General features: G+C 34.5%; 28 protein-coding genes, 1 pseudogene and 1 riboswitch. Of the genes and pseudogenes, 26 read left to right on the top strand and 3 right to left on the bottom strand.

The annotated features are described in order from the left end of the window. The first annotated feature begins 47 nt into the window (after nt 1–47). From MHI47_RS10710 to MHI47_RS10605, 22 genes and pseudogenes are all read left to right on the top strand, one after another. Nucleotides 48–536, top strand: coding sequence for a hypothetical protein (locus MHI47_RS10710; protein ID WP_340830790.1), 489 nt, complete (start codon nt 48–50; stop codon nt 534–536). A 21-nt stretch (nt 537–557) separates the two neighbouring features. Beyond that, nucleotides 558–725 (top strand): hypothetical protein, encoded by a 168-nt coding sequence (locus MHI47_RS10705; RefSeq protein ID WP_340762497.1) that lies wholly within the window; start codon nt 558–560, stop codon nt 723–725. Between the two features lie 90 nt (nt 726–815). After that, nucleotides 816–1,241 (top strand): annotated as a pseudogene (locus MHI47_RS10700) (alpha/beta fold hydrolase); the annotation flags it as partial. Nucleotides 1,242–1,488: 247 nt separating this feature from the next. Continuing rightward, nucleotides 1,489–2,040: a DUF402 domain-containing protein gene (locus tag MHI47_RS10695; RefSeq protein WP_340830789.1), complete on the top strand. Its 552-nt coding sequence runs from the start codon at nt 1,489–1,491 to the stop codon at nt 2,038–2,040. Between the two features lie 111 nt (nt 2,041–2,151). Next, a complete protein-coding gene (locus MHI47_RS10690) occupies nt 2,152–2,586 on the top strand; it encodes a hypothetical protein (RefSeq protein ID WP_340830788.1) in 435 nt (144 codons plus the stop codon). A gap of 390 nt (nt 2,587–2,976) precedes the next feature. Then, nucleotides 2,977–4,341 (top strand): sigma-54 interaction domain-containing protein, encoded by a 1,365-nt coding sequence (locus MHI47_RS10685; RefSeq protein WP_340830787.1) that lies wholly within the window; start codon nt 2,977–2,979, stop codon nt 4,339–4,341. Nucleotides 4,342–4,520: 179 nt separating this feature from the next. Beyond that, nucleotides 4,521–5,840 (top strand): branched-chain amino acid transport system II carrier protein, encoded by a 1,320-nt coding sequence (gene brnQ, locus MHI47_RS10680; protein ID WP_340830786.1) that lies wholly within the window; start codon nt 4,521–4,523, stop codon nt 5,838–5,840. Between the two features lie 38 nt (nt 5,841–5,878). Beyond that, nucleotides 5,879–7,456 carry an amidohydrolase gene (locus MHI47_RS10675; RefSeq protein WP_340832039.1) on the top strand — a complete coding sequence of 526 codons (1,578 nt, stop codon included), beginning with the start codon at nt 5,879–5,881 and terminating at the stop codon, nt 7,454–7,456. Between the two features lie 701 nt (nt 7,457–8,157). Continuing rightward, on the top strand, nt 8,158–8,385 hold the full coding sequence (locus MHI47_RS10670) for a sigma factor (protein ID WP_340830785.1): 228 nt from the start codon (nt 8,158–8,160) through the stop codon (nt 8,383–8,385). Nucleotides 8,386–8,580: 195 nt separating this feature from the next. After that, complete coding sequence (locus tag MHI47_RS10665; protein ID WP_340832037.1) at nt 8,581–8,697, top strand: hypothetical protein; 117 nt, start codon at nt 8,581–8,583, stop codon at nt 8,695–8,697. After that, nucleotides 8,687–9,469 (top strand): hypothetical protein, encoded by a 783-nt coding sequence (locus tag MHI47_RS10660; protein WP_340830784.1) that lies wholly within the window; start codon nt 8,687–8,689, stop codon nt 9,467–9,469. Before MHI47_RS10665 ends, MHI47_RS10660 begins: the two co-directional genes overlap by 11 nt. Nucleotides 9,470–9,626: 157 nt before the next feature. Beyond that, on the top strand, nt 9,627–10,190 hold the full coding sequence (locus MHI47_RS10655; RefSeq protein WP_340830783.1) for a hypothetical protein: 564 nt from the start codon (nt 9,627–9,629) through the stop codon (nt 10,188–10,190). Nucleotides 10,191–10,265: 75 nt separating this feature from the next. Then, on the top strand, nt 10,266–10,784 hold the full coding sequence (locus MHI47_RS10650; RefSeq protein WP_340830782.1) for a hypothetical protein: 519 nt from the start codon (nt 10,266–10,268) through the stop codon (nt 10,782–10,784). A gap of 134 nt (nt 10,785–10,918) precedes the next feature. Beyond that, nucleotides 10,919–11,395: a hypothetical protein gene (locus MHI47_RS10645; RefSeq protein WP_340830781.1), complete on the top strand. Its 477-nt coding sequence runs from the start codon at nt 10,919–10,921 to the stop codon at nt 11,393–11,395. A 302-nt stretch (nt 11,396–11,697) separates the two neighbouring features. Then, the gene (locus tag MHI47_RS10640; RefSeq protein WP_340830780.1) at nt 11,698–12,246 is read left to right on the top strand and encodes a hypothetical protein; all 549 of its coding nucleotides are present in this window, start codon (nt 11,698–11,700) and stop codon (nt 12,244–12,246) included. 102 nt (nt 12,247–12,348) lie between these two features. Beyond that, nucleotides 12,349–13,050, top strand: coding sequence for a hypothetical protein (locus MHI47_RS10635; RefSeq protein WP_340830779.1), 702 nt, complete (start codon nt 12,349–12,351; stop codon nt 13,048–13,050). Nucleotides 13,051–13,253: 203 nt separating this feature from the next. Further along, a riboswitch (cyclic di-GMP riboswitch) is annotated at nt 13,254–13,337 on the top strand. A 17-nt stretch (nt 13,338–13,354) separates the two neighbouring features. Then, the gene (locus MHI47_RS10630; RefSeq protein WP_340830778.1) at nt 13,355–14,200 is read left to right on the top strand and encodes a GGDEF domain-containing protein; all 846 of its coding nucleotides are present in this window, start codon (nt 13,355–13,357) and stop codon (nt 14,198–14,200) included. A gap of 288 nt (nt 14,201–14,488) precedes the next feature. Then, entirely contained in the window at nt 14,489–14,776 is a 288-nt protein-coding gene (locus MHI47_RS10625) for a hypothetical protein (protein WP_340830777.1), read from the top strand. 500 nt (nt 14,777–15,276) lie between these two features. Beyond that, on the top strand, nt 15,277–15,789 hold the full coding sequence (locus tag MHI47_RS10620; protein WP_340830776.1) for an RNA polymerase sigma factor: 513 nt from the start codon (nt 15,277–15,279) through the stop codon (nt 15,787–15,789). Continuing rightward, nucleotides 15,773–16,729, top strand: coding sequence for an anti sigma factor C-terminal domain-containing protein (locus MHI47_RS10615; protein WP_340830775.1), 957 nt, complete (start codon nt 15,773–15,775; stop codon nt 16,727–16,729). The genes MHI47_RS10620 and MHI47_RS10615 overlap by 17 nt, the downstream gene beginning before the upstream one ends. Nucleotides 16,730–16,776: 47 nt before the next feature. Further along, entirely contained in the window at nt 16,777–17,163 is a 387-nt protein-coding gene (locus MHI47_RS10610; protein ID WP_340832036.1) for a topoisomerase, read from the top strand. 195 nt (nt 17,164–17,358) lie between these two features. Beyond that, nucleotides 17,359–17,838: a YjdJ family protein gene (locus MHI47_RS10605; protein WP_340765921.1), complete on the top strand. Its 480-nt coding sequence runs from the start codon at nt 17,359–17,361 to the stop codon at nt 17,836–17,838. 80 nt (nt 17,839–17,918) lie between these two features. On the opposite strand, the gene xerA (MHI47_RS10600) is transcribed toward MHI47_RS10605, so the two are convergent. Then, nucleotides 17,919–18,758 (bottom strand): site-specific tyrosine recombinase/integron integrase, encoded by an 840-nt coding sequence (xerA, locus tag MHI47_RS10600; protein ID WP_340830774.1) that lies wholly within the window; start codon nt 18,756–18,758, stop codon nt 17,919–17,921. Nucleotides 18,759–18,906: 148 nt separating this feature from the next. Here xerA (MHI47_RS10600) and MHI47_RS10595 point away from each other — a divergent pair, with 148 nt between their 5' ends. Beyond that, nucleotides 18,907–19,251, top strand: a complete 345-nt coding sequence (locus MHI47_RS10595) for a DUF6176 family protein (RefSeq protein ID WP_340830773.1) — start codon at nt 18,907–18,909, stop codon at nt 19,249–19,251. 186 nt (nt 19,252–19,437) lie between these two features. On the opposite strand, the gene MHI47_RS10590 is transcribed toward MHI47_RS10595, so the two are convergent. Continuing rightward, on the bottom strand, nt 19,438–20,661 hold the full coding sequence (locus tag MHI47_RS10590) for an IS110 family transposase (protein WP_340830698.1): 1,224 nt from the start codon (nt 20,659–20,661) through the stop codon (nt 19,438–19,440). Between the two features lie 674 nt (nt 20,662–21,335). On the opposite strand from MHI47_RS10590, the gene MHI47_RS10585 reads away from it, so the two are divergent. Then, nucleotides 21,336–22,259, top strand: a complete 924-nt coding sequence (locus MHI47_RS10585; RefSeq protein ID WP_340830772.1) for a hypothetical protein — start codon at nt 21,336–21,338, stop codon at nt 22,257–22,259. Between the two features lie 194 nt (nt 22,260–22,453). On the opposite strand, the gene xerA (MHI47_RS10580) is transcribed toward MHI47_RS10585, so the two are convergent. Further along, the gene (xerA, locus tag MHI47_RS10580; RefSeq protein WP_340830770.1) at nt 22,454–23,296 is read right to left on the bottom strand and encodes a site-specific tyrosine recombinase/integron integrase; all 843 of its coding nucleotides are present in this window, start codon (nt 23,294–23,296) and stop codon (nt 22,454–22,456) included. Nucleotides 23,297–24,277: 981 nt separating this feature from the next. Between xerA (MHI47_RS10580) and MHI47_RS10575 the strand changes: the two genes are divergently transcribed. Both MHI47_RS10575 and ltrA read left to right on the top strand, forming a co-directional pair. Beyond that, on the top strand, nt 24,278–24,583 hold the full coding sequence (locus MHI47_RS10575) for a hypothetical protein (RefSeq protein ID WP_340830769.1): 306 nt from the start codon (nt 24,278–24,280) through the stop codon (nt 24,581–24,583). Next, the gene (gene ltrA / locus MHI47_RS10570) at nt 24,564–25,607 is read left to right on the top strand and encodes a group II intron reverse transcriptase/maturase (RefSeq protein ID WP_340830768.1); all 1,044 of its coding nucleotides are present in this window, start codon (nt 24,564–24,566) and stop codon (nt 25,605–25,607) included. The genes MHI47_RS10575 and ltrA overlap by 20 nt, the downstream gene beginning before the upstream one ends. Nucleotides 25,608–25,781 lie beyond the last annotated feature (174 nt).

Genomic DNA, 25,781 nt, shown 5'->3' with positions numbered 1-25,781 from the left:
GCTTAGGCTGTTTTTGGTTGTAATCTAAATAAGGAAGAGGTGTTATTTTGAAAAAAAGATATATAGCTCTTCTTATTATATTGGCTATAGTTATGAATGTAATATGTGTATATTTGTTTTTTTACTTTTGGGAAATGAAAGCTCAAGGAGAGTATAGAAAATATGATAAAGGAGTTACTATTGAGGTAAATAATTTGAGTAATCAAAGTCTACCTGATCTTTTATTTTCATATAGCGTCAATCAGACGGATTTTATAGAGGTAGGAACGATAAAAAATCTAAAAGCTGGAGAAACAACCCAAATAACTGGTAGCAGTAATGAGATAAAATCGAGTGATACAAGCTTATATTTGCATTATTACATTGATAATGGTGGAAAAGCAGCCGATAGTTTAGCTTATTTCTATACTGCAGAACCTACAAAAGCTGTCATTGTTTTAAATATCCATGAAGTAAATCTCCATGGGTTTTTAAAGTATGAATATAGAGGTTATAATGGTTGGGATCAGTATGGACCAGATAAAATAAACTATTGAATAATGTTATACAGTAGTAGGATGTCAGATGAAAATATAAAACAAATGATTGGTTCAAATGGTTGGGAATATAAAGAAAAAGATGGTGCTGGTCTGTTCTTTGAAAAAGATGGAAAAAGATTAATTGCCACTACTCAAATGTGGACTAAAGATTATGTTCTCGTTAAAATTCCAAGTAATTTTAAATAACTTGAGATGTTTTTTTATTAAGCTAACTGGGCTTTACTTAAATAGGAAAAGGGCATCTCATGTTCGATTAACGTAGTGGGTTAGTAATCACAGCAGACCGTTCTAAAAAGAGACAGCAACTTGATATCGCATTTGTCACCAGAAGATGCTGATGAGTTTTGCTCCATGGGGGTAGTGCAAGGTCAAACTGAATGGGAGAGGTTTCGAAATGAAATTTTACTTCCTTCTAAACGAGCAAATAATGAATTCTTAAATCAAATACGTCAAAATGGATATGGCTTTACCTTCGATATTTCATCTAAACTTGAGTATCCCACGCTAATTATCACAGGACGTCAAGACAATGTAGTCGGATATCACGATGCGTGGAAACTGATTGAAGATTACCCAAGGGCAACTTTTGCAGTGCTTGATATGGCTGGTCACAACCTACAAATCGAACAAACGGATGTATTTAACGCATTAGTTCATAACTGGTTAAACATACTTGAGTCGGAAAATTTCCGGCTGGTATAACTTTTCATAAATTTGAGTTCTTGTTGCACTAACTGGTGCTTTACTTCAAGAAGGAGTAAAGCCTTTTTCTTCTTCAATTAAAGAAGCAGGTTAGTAGAAAAGTATCTTTTAACTTTTTTAACAATCGGTTTATATTCTGGAAATTTAGATTCCCTAAAATCAATAATAAAGAAACATTTTATGCTTTTATAGATGTTACACTTATTAAATGGTGGAAAACGTTTGAAAGAAAGGAGAAAATAAAAAGATGGACAATTTAAGTAAATCAATGATTCAAAGACGGGATAAAATAATAGAAAGAAAAATATGTTATGACACTACAGTTGTAGAACATAGCTGTACACTGTTAAAAGCACAAAATCAATATTTCGTGCTTTTTCACAAAATAATAGATACCTTTACTATGATAGCAAACCAAACAAAATTAACTATTCCTAAAGGGAGTTATACAATCGCATATTACTGGGAAGATCGTCCATATAATTTATATATATGGAGAGATAATGAAGGTAACTATTTAGGCTCCTATTTTAATATCGTGAAAAATACCTATAAAACAGATAAGTTTGTATCCTTTGAGGATTTGGTTATTGATATTATGGTTCTTCCTAATGGGGACTACTTTATATTAGACGAGGATGAGTTACCTGAGCCATTAGATCATTTTGAGAATGGTGCTGTACAACAGGCTCTAAACTCATTAACGGATTCCATTGATATTCTTCTTCCTCAGACTATTTCAGACGCGGATAATACATTTAAACATAAAGACCTTCTTTCTTGGTTGAACGAGATATGATGACATTTAGTTAAGATATTTTTATACCTTGATATTCCACAAATGGGCGTGATTGTTTAATAAGCTTAGGCAATAATTGAGGAAGAAAAAATAGCTAAAGAGGTGATTTTATTGATACTCCCGAAAGGCATTACAGGATTTATCGATAATATGGAGGAAATGATAGACGGACAACAATTTAAAAAAATTTGTTATGAAGTATTGAGAGATGATAAAGGAGAAGTTCTTAAATTTGAGGTTCCTCTCTATCCACTTAATTACTTTAAAGTTCATATTCGTTTAAAGGGAGAGTTATTTTATATCCTTTTAAATGAGTACTACCCCTATATTGCCTTCGCTAATAAATGTGAACATATTGTTATTGAATTTACGGATTTGCCAGCATTCACGAAAGGCTTCAATGAATATTATACTGTCCTTACAAAAAAAGAATTAAATTTACCATTCTTCAAAAAGGAACATGATTTAGAAGAAGTTGAGTTGAGACAGGCAGCTTATTGGCAACCCCGTTCAATCGGTGAAGTAATCTTCAACTGTTGGGATTAAAGAATACATGATAATTGAAAAGTAACATTAACTAATATAAAAGGGCAGCATTTCTGTTTAAAGATAATAGCGATAAGTAAATTTTTCGTTATTTATTAGATGCTACTCTTTCTGAATAGGATGTTATATATACATTTGATCCAGTATCCCGAAAATAATGGATATGATATATCTTTTATAAAAAGAAAGAATATAGAGATTACTGGTTCTGTGTTTCATGTTAAAGATGAATTGGATTTTCAAGTAACAAGAAGAAATGGAACAATATATTTGAGCAATTACGAACTATTTGAATAGGGGTTTTTAATGGTTATAAACGAAAGAAGTAAAATGGAACTTGGGTTAGATTTTAAAATTTTGTTGCTTTAGAAAGAAAGGGTCGATGAATACATGAAATTCAAAGAATTCGAACATTTATCTGAGTATGATAATGTGTTAGTGGTTGATGAACATGGGATAACAATTTTCTACGATTTAGCAGATTTACATATTTTGAAGCAACTTGGGCTTAAACCCGAAGAGTTTTTAAGAAAAAGCGTAACGTCCTTTTATAAAAACTTACCAATTGAAAAAAGTACTTTAATGTCCGTCTTAAAAACGGGCGAACCTATATGGAATACCGAACAAGAACTAACATCCAATAATGGATTTACATATACATCTAGAAGTTCTACCTTCCCTATTCATAATGGAGTCTCGATCGTAGGAGCTATAGAGTTTTCGAAGCACTACTATCAGAAAGAAAATATACAATTACTTGAGCAATTTGCTAGTCATAAAATATATCGAAAAAACAACACCATATATACAATCGATAACCTTATTTCGCAAAGCAATGTAATGGATGAAATAAAGAGAAAAATTAATAAAGTTGCTAGTACTGATTCCACGATATTGATAACTGGGGATACGGGGACTGGTAAGGAAATTGTTGCGCAGTCTATTCACAATTTAAGTAATCGCTATGCACAACCGTTTATCTCTATAAATGCTAGTGAAATTCCATCAACTTTTTTGGAACATATATTATTCGGAACAGAAAAAGATCATCTATCTACTACGCCTAATATTACTGGAATGTTAGAGCAAGCAAACGGTGGAACTATCTTTTTAGATGAAATTAGTGCGTTAGATATTAAACTTCAAGCTAAATTATTGAGAGTAATCGAAGACAAACTCATTCGAAGAGTTGGCGGTAAACAGGATATTCATTTGAATATTCGTGTAATCGCGGCCACAAATGAAAATACAGATAAATTAATGAAAGACAAATTATTACGTGAAGACTTGTATTATCGGTTAAGTGTTTTTCAATTTGATTTACCACCATTGTCTGAACGGAAAGAGGATATCGAAGCACTTATTGATTATTATATCGAATTTTATAATCGGCACATGCAAATTAAAATTGACAAGGTAGATGATGAGGTCCTACATGCTTTTCAACAATATAACTGGCCAGGGAATGTGAGAGAACTTAAAAATGCGATAGAAACTGCGTACAATAATGCAAGTTCAAAAGATATTAAATTGGATGATATACCAGTCAAAATAAGGAATTATTCAGGTGTAATGGAGAAAATAACTCTTTCGGATCATAAAATCAATCTAAAAGATAAAGTAGAAGAATATGAAAAAAGTTTAATAGTGAGAGAACTAAAAAATACTGGAGATAAACTTGCAGAAACAGCTAGAAGGTTAGGTCTCTCGAAACAACTATTAAAATATAAAATGGAAAAATACGAGTTGAGGTAAAAATATTTTTACGAGGGGGTGAAAAATTTACCTCCTTTTTTTATTTAGAAATATTAATTAATATAAAAGAAACAAAATATTATATTATTTATGTTTTATCTAAATGATTGGAAAGTATTTTTTGTAAGGGCTTTCAAATCGAAAGAAGATAAATAGTAGATAGAAAGAGGGGAAAAGAAATGAAAAAATCTACTCAACACAGTCTAATAGTAGGGTTTGCATTATTTGCCATTTTCTTTGGTGCTGGAAATTTAATATTCCCACCTTCCATTGGAAATGTTTCGGGAACTGAATGGGTATTAGCATTAATAGGTTTTTGTATTACTGGTATTGTTTTTCCTCTTTTAGCGGTGGTTGCCATATTAAATGCAGGTGGGAAATTTGAGGATTTAACGAGACCCATTAGTCCATGGTTTTATAAAGTCTTTAACTTGTTATTGATGGTTGGCATTGGAATGCTCGTGACTATTCCACGAATGTCTGCAACAACACATGAGCTTGGGGTTCATCAGTTATTTCCAAAGGTTCCTTCCTTAGTGACGATTATTGTGTTTTTTGTTATCAGCTTTTATTTTGCTATGGATAAATCGAATGTTATTGATAAAATAGGCAAAATACTCACACCTTTGCTAGTAATTATACTATTGTTTATTGTTGGAAAAGGTATTTTGGATCCAATTGGTGTACCGGTGAAAACAGAAATACAAAATGCTTTCTCTAATGCGTTTATTAGTGCTTATCAAACAGGCGATGTAGTAACTGGAATTTTTTGTGCACCTATTTTTATAGCAGCAATAGCGGCTTTTGGTTATAAAGGAAAGCAAGCCCGTTCGATGGCTTTAAGTGGAACGCTAATCGCTGGTTTAGGATTATTAGTTGTGTATGGGGGATTACTATTTCTTGGGGCTTCAGGAAGTGGCTTTTTTCAACCAGGTATTGAAGACACTGCATTAGTATCCAGTTTAATAGATATTTCACTTGGTAGTTTTGGTTCCATTGCTCTGGCGGTAGCAATTGCACTAGCTTGCTTAACTTCTGCCATAGGAGTGATTGTTGTAATAGCTGATTTCTTGAATGATTTAACCAAAAAGAAACTTGGATATCGTCTATGGGTTGCGATAGTTTGTGTTGTTGGTATTGTAATAGGTTCAACTGGCGTTGGTGCTATTGTCACTTATACAATGCCAATCTTTACTGCACTCTATCCGGTAGCAATTGTATTAGTATTTTTAGGAACTTTCCGCAAATTTGTTCCAAACCCAGGATCATATCAAGGAGCCATTTTATTAACGTTCATCGTAAGTCTTTTTGAAACGGTCAACTCTTTAGGGTTAACTATTCCATTTTTAACTAACATGATCGCAAAACTTCCGTTGAGTGCAAATGGTTTTAGTTGGTTAATACCAGCCATTTTTGGATTTATATTCGGAAGCGTTCTATATAAATATGTTCACAAAAGCAAAACCTCTAATCCGATTCATTCTGTAGAGGCAAAATAATATATATTAACATGACAAAGGAGACTTACACCTTGGAAATGACAAAAGTAATGTTTAAGAATGGTAAAATTTTCACGTCTGATATGAATCAAAAATATGCGAATGCAATGATTATTGATAATGGAATAATTGAGTGGATAGGTGATCAAGATGAAATCATAGATTTTCAAGGGGAGATAATTGATTTACAAAATCGTCGAGTTATACCGGGAATTATCGATGCACATATGCATCCTCTTTTACTAGCGAATTCTTCTAAACAAATTGCATGTACTCCTCCATTAGTATACTCCATAGGGGATATGATAAAAGAATTAGCAAAAATGATTGACGAAGAATGGATTGAAGGTTGGGGTTATGATGAAGGGAAATTGGAAGAGGGACGTACACCGAATCGACATGATTTAGATCAGGTTTCTATAGACAAGCCAATTGTTATTACACGTACATGTGGTCATATCATTTCTGTGAATAGTAAGGCACTTGCAATCGCAGGAATAAATAAGCATACATCTGATCCTGCAGGAGGTAAAATCGATCGAGACATGAACGACGAACCAACGGGTGTGTTACGAGAGAGTGCTAGATTATTAGTGCTAGATAAAATGCCTCAGCTTTCTATGGACGAGAACGCTACTAGACTTGCTGAACTGACAAATTCTTTATATGCACATGGTATTACAGCAATCACGGATCTGATGGCTAGCAACAAACCTATGGACTATGTAGATATCTATACTCTAGCTAGAGAAAAAGGTTTATCCCATAACGTGGTTCTTTACTACATGTGGCATGATTTAAAGGTGAATCCTATATTGAGTGAGGAAAACACTAATCGTGAAAAACCTATTCATATCGGAGGTGTGAAACTATTTGCAGATGGAAGTGTATCAGGAAGAACTGCTTGGATCAATCCGTCATTTCTAGGTGATGAAGGTAACTACGGAATCGCAACCACTTCCGAAGATGAGCTATTGGAAGCTATGGAATATGCTAAACAACATGGTGTTCAATTGGTAGTGCATGCAATGGGCGAACAGGCGATAGATTTAATCGTAAATGCGTTTTATGGAATGGAAAGTTGGATACAAGATGGTCCATCCATTCGAATTGAACATGCAGCCATGCCTACCGCTCAAGCAATAGAACGAGCTGCTGAAATGGGAATTGCTTTTGTTCCACAACCTATATTCCTATATGCAGAAATTGAAAGTTATTTGAAGAATTTAGGAATCGAGCGTACAAAAACAACCTATCCTATTAATAAAATGCTAGAAGCAGGTATACCTGTTGCATTTTCTTCTGATGCACCAGCTACTGCATGGGCAGACCCAGTTAATCCTTTTATTGGTATTAAATCTGCTGTAACAAGAGTTGCCTATGATGGCACTGATACAGGCCAATCAGAAAAGATAGATGTAGAAACAGCTATTGAATTATATACGCGTGGTGCACAACAAATCACTCGCATTCCAAATATTGGCCAATTAAAATCAGGTTATCAAGCAGATTTTATAATTCTCAATAATGACATTTTGGAAATCTCGCCAGATGAAATTGAACATATTAATGTAGAAGAGACATATGTTAAAGGAATCTCAGTTTATAAAAAGTAATAGATGAATAAGGAAGAAAAACACTAACCTAATATAAAGAGATAAGTAAAACACCTTTCGTTATCGGGCGGCACTGACTACCCTTTTTGAGACAGGAATAAAAACCCCTATATTTAGCCATTTTACGGTATTGAACCAGTGATTGGCTCCTTTGGTTTCATTTGAATCATGGATTACGTGAGTGATATTGTTGCACTGCCCCATTCGGTCAGTGCAATTTTATTTATGTAGAAATAATGAGTTTATAAACTACGGTGGGGTTGCTACAAGAAGGATTAACGCAAAAACGACGGAAAATCGGGGAAAAGAAGGAATAGAGGAAGGTAAAACTGTTTTCGGACGTGTTTAACCTGAATATAATATTGTATTGGATAAATAGGAGCGTTGATTCTGGAATGAAGGGATTTACGCTCTTTTTGTTGAACTTATTAAACTAATGGATCATAATACAATGAAATTGATTTTAGTAAGACCTATAAATAGGTAATCAAAAACATTTGTTAGAGGAGATTGTGAAACATTTCACTTAAACTAACGCGGCAGTTTAGTTGAAAAAGGAACGAAGAAATTTAGATGACGTTGATCCGAAAAAGGGATTGACGTCTTTTATTTAATATTAAAATTCATTATTATGAAACCTAAATGGCTCTTCACTCGTTTTAGGGATAATTAAATGGGGTGGGAAAATGGAGTTTATTACAATGAAAAGTGAAGCTTATTTAGATTCAAAAGAAATTTGGCTAGAAAAGATAATGATGGAATACGGAGATAGAATGATCAGGATAGCCTACAGTTATTTAAAAGATTGGGGAACAGCACAGGAAACAGTTCAAGAGGTGTTTATTACCTGTTATAACCGCTACGAACAATACTACCATGCAGACAAATTTCAAGGCACTAATTTACAGGATAACAATAAACCGATGTAAAGATCTTTTGCGAAGTGCATTAATAAAAAAGGTAATTGTGGGTACTGATTTTTTTACATTGCATAAAACAAAAGACCCTTCTCCTGAAAATCTGTTCATTCAAAGTGATGAAAATGCTTTTATCACTGAGATGGTGCTATCTTTACCAGTAAAATATAGAGAAGCGATCCTACTGTTTTATTATGAAATCTTTCAATAGAAGAAATAAGTAAGATGTTGAAAACAAACAAAAACACGATAAAAAGCAGATTGAAAAGAGCGAGGGAATTGTTGCGAAATATCTTGGAAGGAAGTGACCAATATGAAAAATAAATTAACTGACTTGCCCACTATTATGGAAAAGGGAGCTTTTAAAGGACATAGTTTTACTGAAGAAAGTAAAGAAATAGTCCGAAATCGTATAAAAAAAAGAAACAGATATCTTCTCCCGAATTTACTAACAATAGCGGCTGCTTGTGGATTTTTGGGTCTTGGAACATTCTATATTTTACAACAAACAGGTTTTTTACAAGCTGACCCATTAAACACATCTGATTTTACACATGTAAGCGACGGCGATAAATCATTAAACGATAAAGTTATTGAAGTCGATGGTGAAGCATTCGAACCCGAAGTTTATGACGCAAAATTAGGAGCATGGGCTTCGAAAATGAACTCAATGCTTTCCGAACCGATGGACGACCCAAAATTGAAAGAAGCGAAAAACGATGAAGGTTTCGAATATTACTTGAAGGCACAAGAAGTCTATGGGGAATTTCCGTACCAATTGATTGAAGCAAGCAATGAATTGGAAAAGGAACATTCGAATTTGTTCCTTCTAACAAGTTATATCTTGCATAAGCAATTCACCCGTACGGTTCATTTAGGTCCCAATGGTGAAGCGAAGGAATCAACAGAACTCGTTGACCAATGGGCGCCGACTGATGAATACACGCGTCAAGCATTCGAATATATGAAGCAAATTGTGAATGATATTGACGTTGCGGTCAACCATAACGGAGAAGGAGAAATGTATGGTGTTACGTATCTAATGAATGGCGAAAAGGTTTCCGAAGTTGAAGAATTTATCAATGGGATGCACTAACTAGAAGCCAAAAACAATTAAATTGTAACTTCTTATTTGAACTAACAGGGCAGATTAGATTAAGTGAACACTTTCACAATTGCAACTTTTTCCAATGATTTCCGTCCACTTTTATAAACTAGAATTGAATGGTAGTTGATAAGGGGGGGATAGGACAATGGTGCATCAAGTCTATAATAAATTCCGTAATTATAATGTTGCAATAGTTTTCTTTCAATTTACTTTAGTTTTTGGTTTACTTGTCATTTTATTAGCTCTTTTTGGATATCACTTTACCTTTGTCAAATTAACTAATGACACCTTACCAATTCTGATTACATTAGTCTCTTTTTATATACTAGGCTGGGTTCGAAAGATAGAAAAAATTTGGGTTATCTCTGTAACCATTATGGTTGCCATCATTTTGGGATGGTTTTCTTTAACTATTAATTCCTACGAAACAATCGAATCTCCCAATGGTAATATAAAGGTCATGATTAGTCATAGAGGTATCACTCTTGGAGAAACTAATCATTTTTATGAACTTTATCTTTATACTTCTGTTCCTGGATTAGTGAAAAAAGTCAATGAAGAGACAATCCATATTATTACTAGAGGTGAAAGTGCGACCAACCTACAAATTTTAGGAGTGGAAAATGCCGTATGGATAAATGGTGAGAAAGTTATTTTGAAATCCCCTTATGCTGGAGAAATACAAGTGGAGTTCAAGAGTAGAGACTAGATTTTTCGTTAATTATTCTATAGATAATGGTATAGAACTATTGGTAATTATTTTTCATAACTAAGGGAGGAAAAAATGAAAAAGTTTATTAAGATTGGATTTATCATGTTAATCGCTGGTGGAATAATAACAGCCTGTGGAACAAAAATAGAGTCAGATGATTTGAAAGAAGTGAAGAATGCTGAACAATTGATTGTTGAAACGAAGGCAGTAGAAGAACAACAACCGCTTATTGTGGATGGAATCGAAATTCCTGACCTATCTGTTTATCAAATCCATGCAACAGAATATACAGATTTAATATTTTTCATTGAGAATTCTATTGAAAATTGGAACGATGATTCAGATTATAAATCAGGTCAGAGTATTGAGGATGCTGAATGGACCCTTGCAAATGCAGCTCTTCACTATATTAATTACTTTCAAGAAGATATTGACAAAATGGGTTTGACTAAAGACTTTAAAGAACTTCAAATCATTGCTTATAAAATAACAAAAAACGATTTTAACTATAGAAATGGTGGTGAGGAGCGAAATGAAGATTTTATTGCTGAATATAAGACAAAGTTGAACGAAATATATTCAAAAATGTAGGTTAGGGAAACTACTCTCTGAAGTTGACGAAGATAGTTAATAAAGGGATATTATTCAACTAACGATGTGCTTAACTCCAACAACCGTGGTGCAACACAGACTGTCACACTCAATATTGAGATAGGAGAGATTTTTTGAATAAAAAATATAAGATTTTGATTATCTTATCAATCATTTTAGCAGCTTCATGGTTGGCTGTATCTTTTTTTAGCCAAGATAAAAAGACTGCTGAAGAGTATGCAAATAATTTCTTTTCTTATCCAATTCCTCCAGAAACAAAAATGCTTGAACAAGGATTTGATTATGGAGTTGGTTACGGTGGAGGACCTTCGGGTAATTCGGGACGACCAATTGTTGTTGCCTACAAAAAGTTATCTTCTGAACTTAGTGAAAAAGAGTTGTATGATTATTATAACGAACAAGAAAAAGCTTTCGAAATTTACTTTGAAGGGGACGAAGAGGTTAATAAGACCCCGGATGGTAGAACTTGGTATGAAGGAAAGACTCGTGAGAATCTACATACTAAAGATAATACCGGGGAACCCATAGAATTCATCGTCCAGGTAAGATCAGAATTCGCTACTGCCTTCGGAGATTTGGCTAGATATTAAATACTAAGAAGAAATGGCACTGACTACCCTTATTACTCCTTATTCAAATACGGGTGCTTTAGTAAAGATCATAGGGTTGCTTAGGCAACTCTTTTTTCTAATTAAGTAAATGATTTAAGAAGGGTACTCTCAAACGAATTCATTAAAAGTAGGTGGAAAATATACTGTGAAAATCCCTTATTGGATTTGGACCGGATTACTAATTCTATGTATTCGGGGCAGTTTAGTGAATAAGAATTGCAGTTGATAATTTTAATTAAGCTGGGAATATTACACCTAAAGATACTTTGAGGTGAAGAAAAATGACCAGAACTATTTCCCTATTCCTGCTTTTATTTTGTTTGTTATTTTTATTGACCGTATATGCAACTGCAAGCGATGAGTCCAGTCCTTATGAAGAAATATATCCTGAAATCGGGTATAAGACTGTCGAAGAAGCATTGAATGACTTTGAAGAACATTTTGAACAAAGATTAAAGCTACCACTGAGAGTTCCCCCAATAATTTTTACTCATCATTTCGGAAGATTTAATGATTTAGATGGAGATATGAATGATACATTCGAAGTAGAATATGTAAGCGATAAATCATCAAAAAATCATTATAAAATAAATGTTCGACCATTGAATTATAAATTGCCTATAAAAGAAGAATACGTAATTAATACATTCGTCTTAAAAAATGGGAGTGTTGGAACCTATATGAAATTTTCGGGTTTTCATTTACTTGTATTCGAGAGAGAAGGCTGGCAGTACACCTTGAGTATTGATAAGCGTGTATCAGATAAAGTGACTCCTGAAGTTTTAGTTAAAATCGCTAATTCAATTGATTATCCAAATGAAGAAAAATAACAAAATAATCATTAGCCCTGTTCACTCTATTGTGGATGGGGCTTTTTTTATCTTAATGGTATAAGAAATTATTTCTGGGAACACTAAAATGAGGTGTATCCTATGAAAAGACACGTTATTTTATTGTTAGTGTTTATCTTCTTTGTAGTTCCAAAAAGTATTAGTGGAACAAACGAAGGATATGAAGTGGTTTCGAAGCTACCCAAAGAAAGTATAGTATTATACGCTAAGAAAATGAATGACGGTTTATATCGGGACTTTAAACTTGATTTCAAAGGAGAGACTTACTTCAGACCTTTTTGGATAAATGTTACAAATCCTACCTATGCCCCCAAAATTTTTTACCAAGACATAAACGAAGATGGAAAAAAGGAATTAATCATAACTTTAACAAAAGGTTATGGTTCTGGTGTACGAGATGAAGAAGTTTATGTTTATAGCTACACAAATGGATTGATTGATGTCGTTGTCGATAATCCTTTAGCAATTATCAATAAAAACGTAAAAACAAAATTAACTCCTGAAAAAGCCGAAATCACCTTGGTTGACAAAGGATTCATTGTAGATACTAAGTCAATAGAATCAACGCATTTATTTGAGGTTATAGGTTTTGGCAGCGTTATTGATTATGACGTAATTAATAACAATCTTATGGTCAGAGTAAGTGTTCAAATAACACCTGCGGTGTTTGTCGGAGATATTGTCATTACTTATGAATACCGTGATAAAATGTATCAAGCAAAAGCAATTGAATTTATAACGGATATTAATAAAAATCCCTTTTATGGTCCAGTGAAACATTAAGCGATCTTCAACTAACGGGTGCTTTACTTCAAGAAGGAGTAAAGCCTTTTTTTCTTATTGAACTAAAGCAGCAGGTTAGTTTAAGAAGGATTAGTATCACCCTCTATTACAAATTATGATCGATTTATGCTCTTTGGACCTTAAAAGTAAAAAAGTGGTATCTATTAACTTCGACTGTTGTATACTTATTTACTTAGCAACTCTATTGAAAAAAGCAAAATTATCGAAAGATAATGACGCAAAACCACAGGTCTAAAGCATTAAGCTATGATGGCTGGGTTACCGAAAGGAGTAAGGATAGTAATTGAATAGAAAACGCTTTAAATACTCATTTATTTTAATTTTTTTATTTACTGTTGTTCTTGTTTTTATTGATACGATTTTGACTGAGGAAGCAAGTGAAAAATATCCATTTATATGGTCACTCTCTCTGATTCCAATTATCTTGATTTCAAACATGTATCCTAAGTGGAAAGTAATCATAGGGTCTGGAGTCTTTTATAGCTTTTTGAAGTACACAACAGAGTTTGGACAGAAAATTAACCCAGATAATAACGAAATTAATGCACTTATTTTAGGTTCACTCATTAATTGGTCTATTATTCTAACTATTGGATACTTCATAAACAAATCTTATAAACTACTTCTAAAAGTAGAAGAGCTGACCATTACAGATTCATTAACTGGTATTTATAATCGAAGATATTTAGAACTTTTTATGGAAAAATCTATTCCTATTTATAAAAAGATGAACGGTTCTTTAGTTTTCATGATGTTAGACATAGACAATTTCAAAAAAGTTAATGATAATTATGGTCATCAAGGTGGGGATGAAGCTCTTAGGCATACTTCAGGAATTATTGGAAATAACCTAAGAAACTCTGATGTTTTCGTTCGGTTTGGCGGCGAAGAATTCGCAGTTATTCTGCCAAACACCGATGTTACTGAAGGGCTAATAATAGCAGAACGTATACGTGAGGCTGTTGAAAAATCAGAGTTCTTTTATAAAAATGAACGTATTCATTTTACCATCAGCGTTGGAGTATCTTTTTTCAATGGGGACACCGCAGAAGAATTTATTAAAAAGTCGGATAATGCGTTATATAAAGCAAAAGAAAACGGTAGAAATCAGATAGCAATTATTAGTTGATAGAACTTTTGATAATAAATTTTATTTTATAAGAGCCTACTATTTTAAGTAAATACCTTATTTTTGCACTAACGGGTGCTTTACTTCAAGAAAGAGTAAAGCATTTCTCGTTCAACTAACGCCGCAGTTTAGTTGAAGATTCGATTTTCGAAACAATCAATATTATTTGAATGTTACGATATATTTCAGGGGTAATATTGTATAATTGATTTATCAACTATTTATCTTAATTGAAGTTTTTTATTTTATAGTGAATTTGCTAATAAACAAATGACGAAGGAGAAAAAAATGGATGTTAAAAGAAAACTTGGAACACTAATTTTGGCGAGTATTATTGTAATGTCTGGAGTATTTTGGTACTCGCAACAGGAGCCATATAATACAGAGCTGGTTGTAAATACTTTGTTTGATAAATATGAAGTACAAAGTAGTCAAATTGGGATTACTGATCCGATTATATGGATAGATGTATACGATAAAAATGATATACCTGAAGTTGAAAAGTATTTAAAAGCCAAATTGTCTAAAGATGACTTAGAACACTATGAAGTCGAAGTATTCTCGCGTTGGTCTTGAATTCAGAGGTGAGAACACTACTCAAAGTCAATGTGTTTTAATTAAAGGAGAACATATACAACTGACAGGTGCTTTACTTCAAGAAGGAGTAAAGCTTTTTTCTTATTGAACTAAAGCGGTAGTTTAGTTAAAGAGTGTTGTTTAACTGTTGTTCAGCAATTGGTCTAGATTGTGGAGGAAGAGTTCAAGAGATTTGTAAGTAATTTAAATAAAGATTGTATAAGTTTAATTGAATTGAACGTACGAATAGTGGTAAAACGAACAAAGAGTAGAACTAACTATAAATAGCCAGTGGTTGACGAAGATTAATTAAATAATCAATCAATTCCCTAATTAATATCTTCTAATGAATTTGGCGAGAAGCGAAAACTTTCTTGCCAAGTTCTTTTTTTATTTCTCAACTATAGAAATATACGTTAAAGAGAAATAAGTAATCTAAATTTATAATTCTTTTGTTAACCTTTTTATTATTGAAACGTTTTAAAGGTGGGAGGTTTGAAATGAACGATTCCATGATGGGGAAAAAACTAAATGAGATACTAAAAATTGTTTACTCTTACCTAATAAAGATGGGTGCATCAAAGGAAGATGCAGAGGATATTATTCAAGATACTGCTTATAAATTTTTACAATACATAGACTCAGTCCAGTTTAATAATACCAAAGCATGGCTTTTTAGAGTAGCAGTAAATCAATATTATGATATGTCTCGTAAGAAATCTAGGCGAAGAGATATATTATTGAAATTCAACTTACAAGAAATATTTGAGGAAGAAACACCTGAAAAAGCCCTCATGCAAAGTGAATTAGAAAGGGATATTCATGAAATCTTAACTAAATTAAAACCAAAATACAGGCAGTTGCTTCTTCTGAAATATAGTACAGGACTAAAAATAAAAGAGGTAGCAGAACTGTATAGCATGAAAGAAGGATCTGTTAAAACTATTCTCCATAGGGCAAGAAAAGAATTTATAGAACAATATAGGAGGTATGAAAATGGACAAGGAAAATGAGTTTTTTCCTAAAGATCTTGATTTTGAGAAATTAGTAAAAAAAGCAAAGAAACGTTCAATGATAAGAATGGTGCTCATTTCATTAGTTATTAGTCTGATTGTTTTTCCTGGTCTATATATTATTGGAGATAGAGTGATGATAATGAAGATGGAAAAGGAGACCGACTTAGAATCGGATTGGAACGGAGTTATGGGTGCCAACATCGAAGAGCGAGGCACAATATACAATTATTCTCCAATTTCAGCAACAGCAAAAACGAAGTTAGTAAAAACCGTTGGAGGAGTACCAATTTCATGGGGTGAACAGGAAAAAGTCTTTACTATTTTTGGTTCGTCTCGACTTATTAATAATGGTCCTTCTGGCTTAGGATACTTCGATGGTGAGCGAATTCCTATGTATTATGAAGGAGAAAGAGTCGTTGAATTTTTTCATCCACAAGTAAATTATAAGCAAATATTTGATGATAGAAAGTTACTTAATGTGATTGATGATAACACAGTTGTAGAGATGGCTTTTTCGTTTGATGATGGCTACTCCATTGAGGAAGTAAACGAAGTATTTAAAGAAAAATTAGCTTGGTATTGGGTAGATACGTTTAGTAAAGTTGATATAGAAAATGATAATAAGTCAAACGAAGATGAGAATTTTCGAGACGCTACTATCTATGGTTCTCAAGCATACGGCTTTTCATATTACCGAAATGCAGAAAACAACTTCATATCAATTTTAGAAAGGGTAAAGGAAGATGGTGGTGATTATCAAGAAGATGCAGAGAAAATTATTACTAACATAACTAATCAGGGCGAAATAAAACTAGAACCTCAGAACTTAAAAATTATTGGTGTTATAGTTACAGGAAAACCAAGTGATTTAATAAAGTTTAGTGATGAATCTATGATTCGCGGTGCTACATTAGGAGCAACAACAGACCAATATTAAACTGTTGTGGAATGTGCAATTTATTTTGAAAGGGGAATTTAGAAGTGATGAAAAAAGCTATAATTTCAGGAATTGTATTTTGTTCAATCTTGTTAGTTGGATGTAATACAAACGAGGTATTAGAAAGCGAAGTAGTAGTTTCTCAGAGAGACGGGGGAAATGATGGAATATCAAATTTAATTTCTGAATTACAAAATGAAATAATAGTATCTATTACAGAGCAAACGGAACTTGAAAGTGATGCACTAGCAATAATGATAGATGGTGGTACTGATGAATTAACAGTTTCAGTAGGTTTCCCGAAGGGTGCAAAAATTGATGATACGTTGATTCAACAAATAGTTGAAGATTCTATTAAGAATGTTTCTGAAGCAGAAACAGTAACAGATAGCGAAGAAAAAATAAAAATGAAAATAAAGATTGAGAAATACTAACAGTGAATTTCTTAAAGGATACAAACGGCCTTAAAAATAAAGTAGTTTTATAAGTATGTGAATAAATGTACTTAAACTAACCGGTGCTTTAGCAAAATAAAACTAACGAGAAACAGTCTGATTTGTTATGCAAATAATGCAGAAAGTAATGTAAGGCGTCTTTGTAATAGATAGAGTTTACTAGGAGGACGGCAAATGTTTAAGTATGTGTTGCAATTTATCGTTGGAATCTTTACTTTAGTGGTATCAACATTTATAGCTTGGTATGAAGGTAGTACAATAACCAATAATTCTTTGGAATGGGGGTATTCAATACCATTTACCAAATTATTTAACATTGAGATTACGAATGGTCGTGATATTAGTCAACTTGATTATTTTGTTTATGCAGCTAAATTTCACCCACTATTTCCCGCTATTATGGTAGTTAGTGCATTCTATATTTTGAGTGTAGTTGGTTATCTTCTTATAAAAAGTAAGTCTAAATGGACTACAGGATTTTGGGGATTATTAAGTTGTATTATGTTATTACTTAGTGGTTTTATTTTTAATTCACTAACCAATGGAGGAAGGATTTTATTCTGGATTGCTTTAGTAAGTGGACTTATTAGTATAGCTGTTGCAATGTTCGCGGGCTTAAGAAATTTCAAGAACAAGGTGACCGTTGAATTATAACAATGCGAAGAGTTTCACTTAAACTAACGGGTGCGTTAGTCAAATAGAGCAACGTTTTTAAGACGTTGCTCTATTTACATTTAAAAGTACTTCTGATAATACTCTTTCCTTAGCCTCCCACTTAATTGAGCATAGATCCTTGTGGTTTCACTTTTTTCATGCCCCATAAGGCTTTGTATGACTTCAATAGGAGCTCCATTATTCAACAAATGAGTTGCGTAGCTATGTCGAAGTTGGTGTGGGTGAATCTCTTTATTAATTTCCGCACGATTGGAAATACGTTTGATGATGTATCGCATTTGGGCGACACTCATTTTGTGTGGCTGTCTTGCTGTTACAAAAATAGCAGAGTTATGATCATTACGGCTTTCTATGTAGCGTTTAAGCCATATGTCGCAACGTGTATTAAAATAAACCTCCCTTTCCTTGTCGCCTTTTCCTCGAACAATCGCAGATTGATTGGACCAATTAATATGGTTCTTTTCTAAAGCAACTACTTCTCCAATTCGACAGCCAGTAGAAAACATGAATTCAAAAATAGCTTTTTCCATTGGAGAATGACAGGATTCACGAAGGTGTTCAATCTCCCTTTCGGTTAAATACTTGGGTATTCGCTTCCCTACTTTGGGTTCTTTAATTTTGGAGGTTGGATTCTTACTCAAGTACCCTTCTTCATGGGACCAACGAAAAAATGATTTCATAAAGCGGATGCGGTGTGCAAGACTGGCCGGTTTTAAATGCTTACCGGATATTGCGAGATATTCTTTCAGTTTATTTGTATCCAGTAATTCCATCTCTACATCCTTAAAATAATCAATTAGTAGCAAAGACTGTAACAGGTAGGCCTTCAATGTTTGTGGCGAAAAGCCCTCTATTCGCTTGTCAGCTTCAAATGAAGCCCATGCTTTTGACAGTAACAATTCTATTCCCCCTAAAATAGTAATATTAAAAGGATTATTGCCAATTTAATAGAATTATAGACATAGGGCGTATTTTTACTAACCCCGGAGGTTAGTTTAAGAAAGAGATAATGTTAATTCTAATTAAATATGGAAGGAATGTTTAACCGTGAATATTGAATGCACGCGATATCGAGTGAAACAAGGTAAAACAGAAAAAGTAAATGAGTGGTTAGCCTTTTTGAATGAACATATAGAAGATGTACTAGTTACCCTTGAAGGCGAGAAAATGTACATAGAAACGATTTTTCGAGAAGTATTAAATGGAGAAGAATATTTGTATTGGTATGCTGTTCAAGGGACAGGTGGGATTGATGTAGATGATTCAGAACATTGGATTGATATAAAACACATTGAATATTGGGATGAATGTATTGATGAAACCTTTAAACCCGTAAATTTACAAACTGAAGTAGTGATGATTCCTGAAAAAGTAAGAGCTTCTATGAAGTAAGTACTTGTTCAACTAACTCGCCCTTTAGTTGAACAAGTTGCTGCCTGTTAGGAGAGCTTTTTCTTATTGAACTCCCATAAAAATTAAAATCTTCGATTTATAGAAAAAGACAATACGAAATTTGACGCAGCCCAATAATTTTTTAAAAAAGTGCAAGCCTAAAAGAGAATTAAATTGTGGGTTGGACTAGGAGGCATTTGGTTCAGTGATTGTCACGTTGTAACCTAAGTTTTCAAGTCTTCGAACTGAATATCGTACAATCGATTGTTCTTTTTGCTTGTCAAAGTAATCTTCCCCTAGGTCTACGTACATTTCTTTGCGAGTTAGGAGATAATAGCTGATTCTTAAAATGGCATGAGCCACTGATATTCCTGCACGCTTTTTACCCTTTCTTGATGCAGTGCGCCTATACAGGGCTCCCAAGTAGGTTTTGGATCCTCTAACAGAATGAGCTGCTTCAATTAATGCCGATTTCAAGTACTTGTTTCCTTTTTTCATGGTAGTTGATTTCCTCTTGCCCGCACTTTCATTATGTCCAGGTACTAATCCTGCCCAGGAACATAAGTGCGCCGAACTGGGAAATTGCTTCTCCACATCTGTACCAACTTCGGCTAAAATTTGTTCGGCCATTCGAGTGGCGATGCCGGGAATGGAATCCAATCGTTCTATATCATCTTGATGGGAGGATAACCTAGTAGCTACCTCTTCGTTTAATAGCTCAATCTGCTCAGTTAGAAATTCTATATGGACCAGAATGGTTTTTAACATGAGACGTTGATGTGGATTGATATACCCTCGAAGAGCTAGCTCCAGTTCACTCTTTTTCTTCTTCATTGATCGGCGAGCAAAGCTAGCTAGTTTCTCAGGATCATTTTCGCCATCGGCGATAGCACGGAGCATATCAAGTGACGAAACACCCATGATGTCGGAGACAACGGAACCGAGTTTGATATTGGCTCCTTCTAAAACCTTTTGAATCCGATTATGTTGTTTCGCTCGCTCTTCAATAATACTTCGACGGTATCGAACCAACTCCCGTAATTCCCGCTGATTTCGGTCTGGAATAAAACTTGCTTTAAGTAGACCGTGACGAAGAAGTTTGGCAATCCATTCGGCATCCTTTACATCGGTCTTGCGACCTGGTACTGCTTTCATATGTTGGGCGTTCACTACTAAAAACTCAATGCTCTCGGCTTCTAGCAAGTTAACAATAGGCTTCCAAAATACACCTGTACTTTCCATTGCTACGTGAGTACAACCATGCTCCTTAATCCAGTCAATTAACTGTAATAGAAATACAGTTTTAGTGGAAAACGTTTGAATCTCCTTTCCTTTTGGCGTAATAATACAAGCAGTAATGGAATCCTTATGGACATCCATCCCACAAGCACGTTCAATGATTACTTCCATTGAAATCATCCTTTCTACGGCAAATAGTATTGGAGGCTGGTGCAATAACCAGAGTAGGATTAATCTCCCATGAGTGCTTCCCGTAAGGGAGCGACAGTCTGTGATGCACCGTGGTCGTTGGAGTCAGACTAACGGATGGGCTCTATGGCACCATAGTTCATCGACCTTCCTCTCCCAGCCGTAGTATCCTATACCCAGGTTTTCATATTTTCATTCTCTGTGGTGTAGCGCTGTTTTTGCGCTACATGGGTGGCTAACGGGGCAGGTTAGTTGAAGATTCGATTTCCGAAATAATCAATCTTTTTTAATAAAATGAATAGCGATAAACACTTAAACCTCCTATATTGATTGAAATTTGTACAAAATACATATTCAAAGATAATAATTTTTTTATAAAACTCCAGTCATGTTATTCAACAATCGGGCCATATTGTGGAGTAATAATCAATTAAGGACTGTTACCTAACGACGCTTTCCGTGCGGTTTATAAAATGGTAAAATTTTTTGATGGTGTTAATTAATTGTTTAATGAAATAAAAAATACGATTAATCAATTGTATGAAAAAGAATTAAAATCATTATTACTTTAATTTTTATTGCGTATTCAACTGTCGAGGAAAGAAAAGTATATTCAGTGCAGAGATTCTTTATAGAGGAAAGGTTGCCGAAAGAAAATGATATCAATACTCAAAATACCCATGAATCCAATAGCTAATCTGAACGAAGAGTTGAAACAAATGACGCCTCTTTCCATTGCACTTGGACATGAAAATGATGTATTTGTCCTACTAATGGAAGAGCAAATTCCACTAATCGATGGTTGTTTTCCTGCAACCGTTACGGAAAAAAACTATAGATATCAAGTCATTCATCTAAAAGATGGAAAAAAGAAAGTGCTAGATTTGCCGAAAGAGACATGGAATTATCATTACATACAACCGATTGATGACGGAAAATTTCTACTTGTATGCGCACGGTCATATTACCATGATGCACAAAACATTGAAAAAAACGCACGTGTCTATGATGGAAATGGGCGTTTTATCCGATCATTTTGTTTAGGGGATGGTATTGAGCATGTTTACGTAACAAAGAATCAAGAGATTTGGACAGGGTACTTTGATGAAGGTGTTTGCGGCAATTACGGCTGGAATGATCCGGTTGGTCGCAGCGGATTAGTTGGCTGGGATGCATCTGGTGCTAAATTGGATTCGCTTGAAGAAGATAAGGAATATTTCATTTTTGAATGTTGGGCATTGAATGGTGTAGCAGATGGAGGAATTTGGTTTTTCTTTACCCTAGATTCGAAGATTGGCGTACGGAAAGAGGGTCTCACATCGTATTATTCACCCGAAGATATTTATTTTCGGGCGTTTGCGGTGAACGGCGAGACAATCGTTGCACACCTCGGCAGAGGAGAACGTACACTCTTTGAGTTACAACGTGAAGATAATGAATATAAGACTGTCCGTAAAATCGAGCTGATGAAGCCGGATGGAAAGCCTATCGAACCGCAATTAGTGAATAACCGTGAGAACAAGCTGCTGTTTTTGGACGGGGATGAGCTGTATATGTATGAAGCGAAATCCAGTGTGTGACGGTTTGAGTGGTAAGTTTTCAGCAGATATTGAAATACTAGGGTTATATAAATCATTATAGGCGAATTTACAGGTGGATGGATCAGTATCCCACAATCGGGCGCGATTGTTGAATAAGCCTCTCTTTCTTATTTGACTAACGGGTGCTTTAGTCAAATAGAGCAACGTCCTTTAAGGCGTTGCTCCTTCTTCATTTAAAAGTAGTACTTCTGATAATACTCTTTTCTTAACCTTCCACTTAGCTGAGCATAGATCTTGGTGGTTTCACTTTTCTCATGGCCCATAAGACTTTGTATGACTTCAAGAGGAGCTCCATTATTCAACAAATGAGTTGCGTAGCTATGTCTAAGTTGGTGCGGATGAATTTCTTTATTAATTTCAGCACGATTAGAGATTCGCTTGATGATGTATCGCATTTGGGCGACGCTCATTTTGTGAGGCTGTCTAGCGGTTACAAAAATAGCAGAGTTATGATCATTACGGCTTTCTATATAGCGTTTAAGCCATATATCGCAACGTGTATTAAAATAAACCTCCCTTTCCTTGTCACCTTTTCCTCTAACAATCGCAGATTGATTGGACCAGTTAATATGGTTCTTTTCTAATGCAACTACTTCTCCAATTCGACAACCGGTAGAAAACATGAATTCAAAAATCGCTTTTTCAATTGGAGAATGACAGGATTCACGAAGGTGTTCGATTTCCCGCTCAGTTAAATATTTTGGTATCCGCTTACCCACTTTGGGTTCTTTGATTTTGGACGTTGGATTCTTACTCAGGTAGCCTTCTTCGTGGGACCAACGAAAAAATGACTTCATAAAACGAATGCGATGTGCAAGACTTGCTGATTTTAAATGCTTGCCGGATATAGCGAGATATTCTTTCAGTTGATTTGTATCCAGTACCTCTATCTCTACATCCTTAAAATAATCAATTAGTAGCAAAGACTGTAACCGGTAGGCCTTCAATGTTTGTGGTGAAAATCCCTCTATTCGCTTATCAGCCTCAAACGAAGTCCATGCATTCGATAGTAACAACTCTATTCCCCCTAAAATAGTAATATTAAAAGGATTATTGCCAATTTAATAGAATTATAGACATAGGGTGTATTTCAACTAACGCAGCAGTTTAGTTTAATAAGAAGGTTATTTTTACTTTTGTGTTGAATGTATGTATAAGTTAGTACATGAAAATAGAAATAAAGAAATGAGGACAAGGTAATGAGACCTATATTATTGATAATCGGATTAATGGTTTGCTCTATGATTATCTTGACAGGTTGTTTCATGCTAATTAAAAAGAGGCCAGTTTCAGGAACTCCATTTATTGTTGGAGGTATAATAGGAATTATTACTTTGTTTATATATTCTTTTTTCTTCGCTTAATCTCGGTTAGTTAAAACAAGTTGAATATGGATATGAGAATAGACTCTTATAATACTAACTTGTGCGTTAGTTAATCAAGTGGCTGCCTGAAATGGTAGCTTTTTCTTATTGAACTAACGAAGCAGTTGTGCGGCCGAGCCTAGGTCGTATCATATAGCGGGTGGGATTCCCGTCGAGAAAGAACTAGCCATTCACTCGTAGCGAGTCTTGGAGGGCTAATGGTAACATTAGCCTTTAAGCGTAGACAGTTAGGTGGCGGGCCGAAAGCCAAATGGTTGAAGGGATTGAGCTCCATAATGTTAGTAAATCGAGAGGGCTGATGCCTTAACTGCGGTAGAAAGCTACATTTTATTCTTCGATAAAGGCAAGAAGAATAAAACCTCTCTGGGGTCAGAGACCTTGGCACGTCACACATGGATATGATACGGCAACTCGGGAGACCCTACCGGTCTCTTCTAATAGAAGAGTATGGTGTACAAGTGATAATAAGCAAGGAAACCAAATGCCGTTGTAGGGAGTCGGATAGCAGCGTAGTACCAATGAAGTTGGGTAATGCCGATGGAGGAAAGGCTGCTACCAAGTTATCACCCTTACTAGGGACACATTTACTACACTCGGAGGTAGGAATATTAAATGGAAACAAAACTATTAAGGATAGCAGAATTAGCAAAATCTGATCCTAAAATGAAATTTACATCTATTGTCCATTTACTAAATAAGCAATCTCTAGTTCAGTGTCATCTTGAATTACCTAATAAGAAGGCTACTGGGATTAATGGCACAACTAAAGAGCAATACAGTGAAACACTAGAGGAAAATATAGAGGATTTAGTAAGTAGGCTTAAAAGTAAAAGTTATCATCCTGTTCCCGTAAGGAGAATGTATATTCCGAAGCTTAACTCCAACAAAAAAAAGACCATTGGGGATACCGGAACATGAAGATAAGATTGTACAGAAAGGCATTACAAAAATACTAAATGCCATCTATGAAAATAATTTTCTAGATTGCTCTTTTGGGTTCCGCCCAAATCGTAACTGCCACGATGCTTTGAAAATATTAAATTATTACATGGAAAAGAAATCAGTAAATTATATAGTAGATGTAGATATCAAAGGGTTCTTTGACAACGTTGACCACATATGGATGATGGAGTTCTTAAAACTGCGAATTGCTGACCCTAACTTACTAAGAATAATTGGTAGGTTTCTTAAAGGTGGATACATGGAGGAAGGAAAGAAATACAAGACAGATAAAGGCACACCGCAAGGTGGAGTCATATCTCCGATACTTGCCAATCTATACCTCCATTATGTCCTGGACCTGTGGTTTGAGAAGGAAGTTAGAAAACAGTGTAAAGGAGAAGCATACATAGTTCGTTATGCAGATGACTTTGTTTGTTGCTTCCAATATAAGAGCGAAGCTCAGGAATTCTTTCAATCATTAAAGCTGAGATTACAGAAGTTTAACTTAGAAATAGCGGAGGATAAAACCAAAATTATTCCCTTCGGGAGATTTGCGGAGAAAGATGCAAAACTAAAGGGAAATGGAAAACCTGACACCTTTGATTTCCTAGGTTTTACACACTACTGTGGAAAGAGTAAATCTGGATACTTTCGTGTGAAACGGAAATCAAGCAGGAAAAAGCTACAAGGTAAACTTAAGGAATCGAAGGAATGGATAAAGAAGAACCGAAACAATGATATTCATATGATTATGAATAGATTTAAACGCTCGCTTGTAGGTTATTACAACTACTATTGCATCACAGATAACACTCCAAGTGTTCAACAATTTAAAGACAAAATCCAATACTTACTGTTTAAATGGCTCAACAGAAGAAGTCAAAGAAAATCCTTTACTTGGGATAAATTCAATCTTTTTCTTCATAAATATCCGTTACCTTCACCAAGAATAAAGGTGAATATATACGACTTAAGAAAAGAGATTAGCTATATTTTGTGAATGAAGACTTGGAGGAGCCGTGTGCGTGAATAGCGCAAGCACGGTTCTGTGAGGGGGGAAGAACACAATCTACCGCAAGGTAGAGAGGTTCTCTTCTACTCGACTAGTGCAAGGATTATCGTCAGATTTACAACTTTAAATAAAGAAATGTTACCAAACGACGCTTTTCGAACT

Source organism: Psychrobacillus sp. FSL H8-0487 (assembly GCF_038008385.1).
GTDB classification, from domain to species: Bacteria; Bacillota; Bacilli; order Bacillales_A; family Planococcaceae; genus Psychrobacillus; species Psychrobacillus psychrotolerans.
The sequence above is the reverse complement of the archived record's forward strand: the minus strand, read 5'-3'. Positions and strand labels throughout refer to the sequence as shown.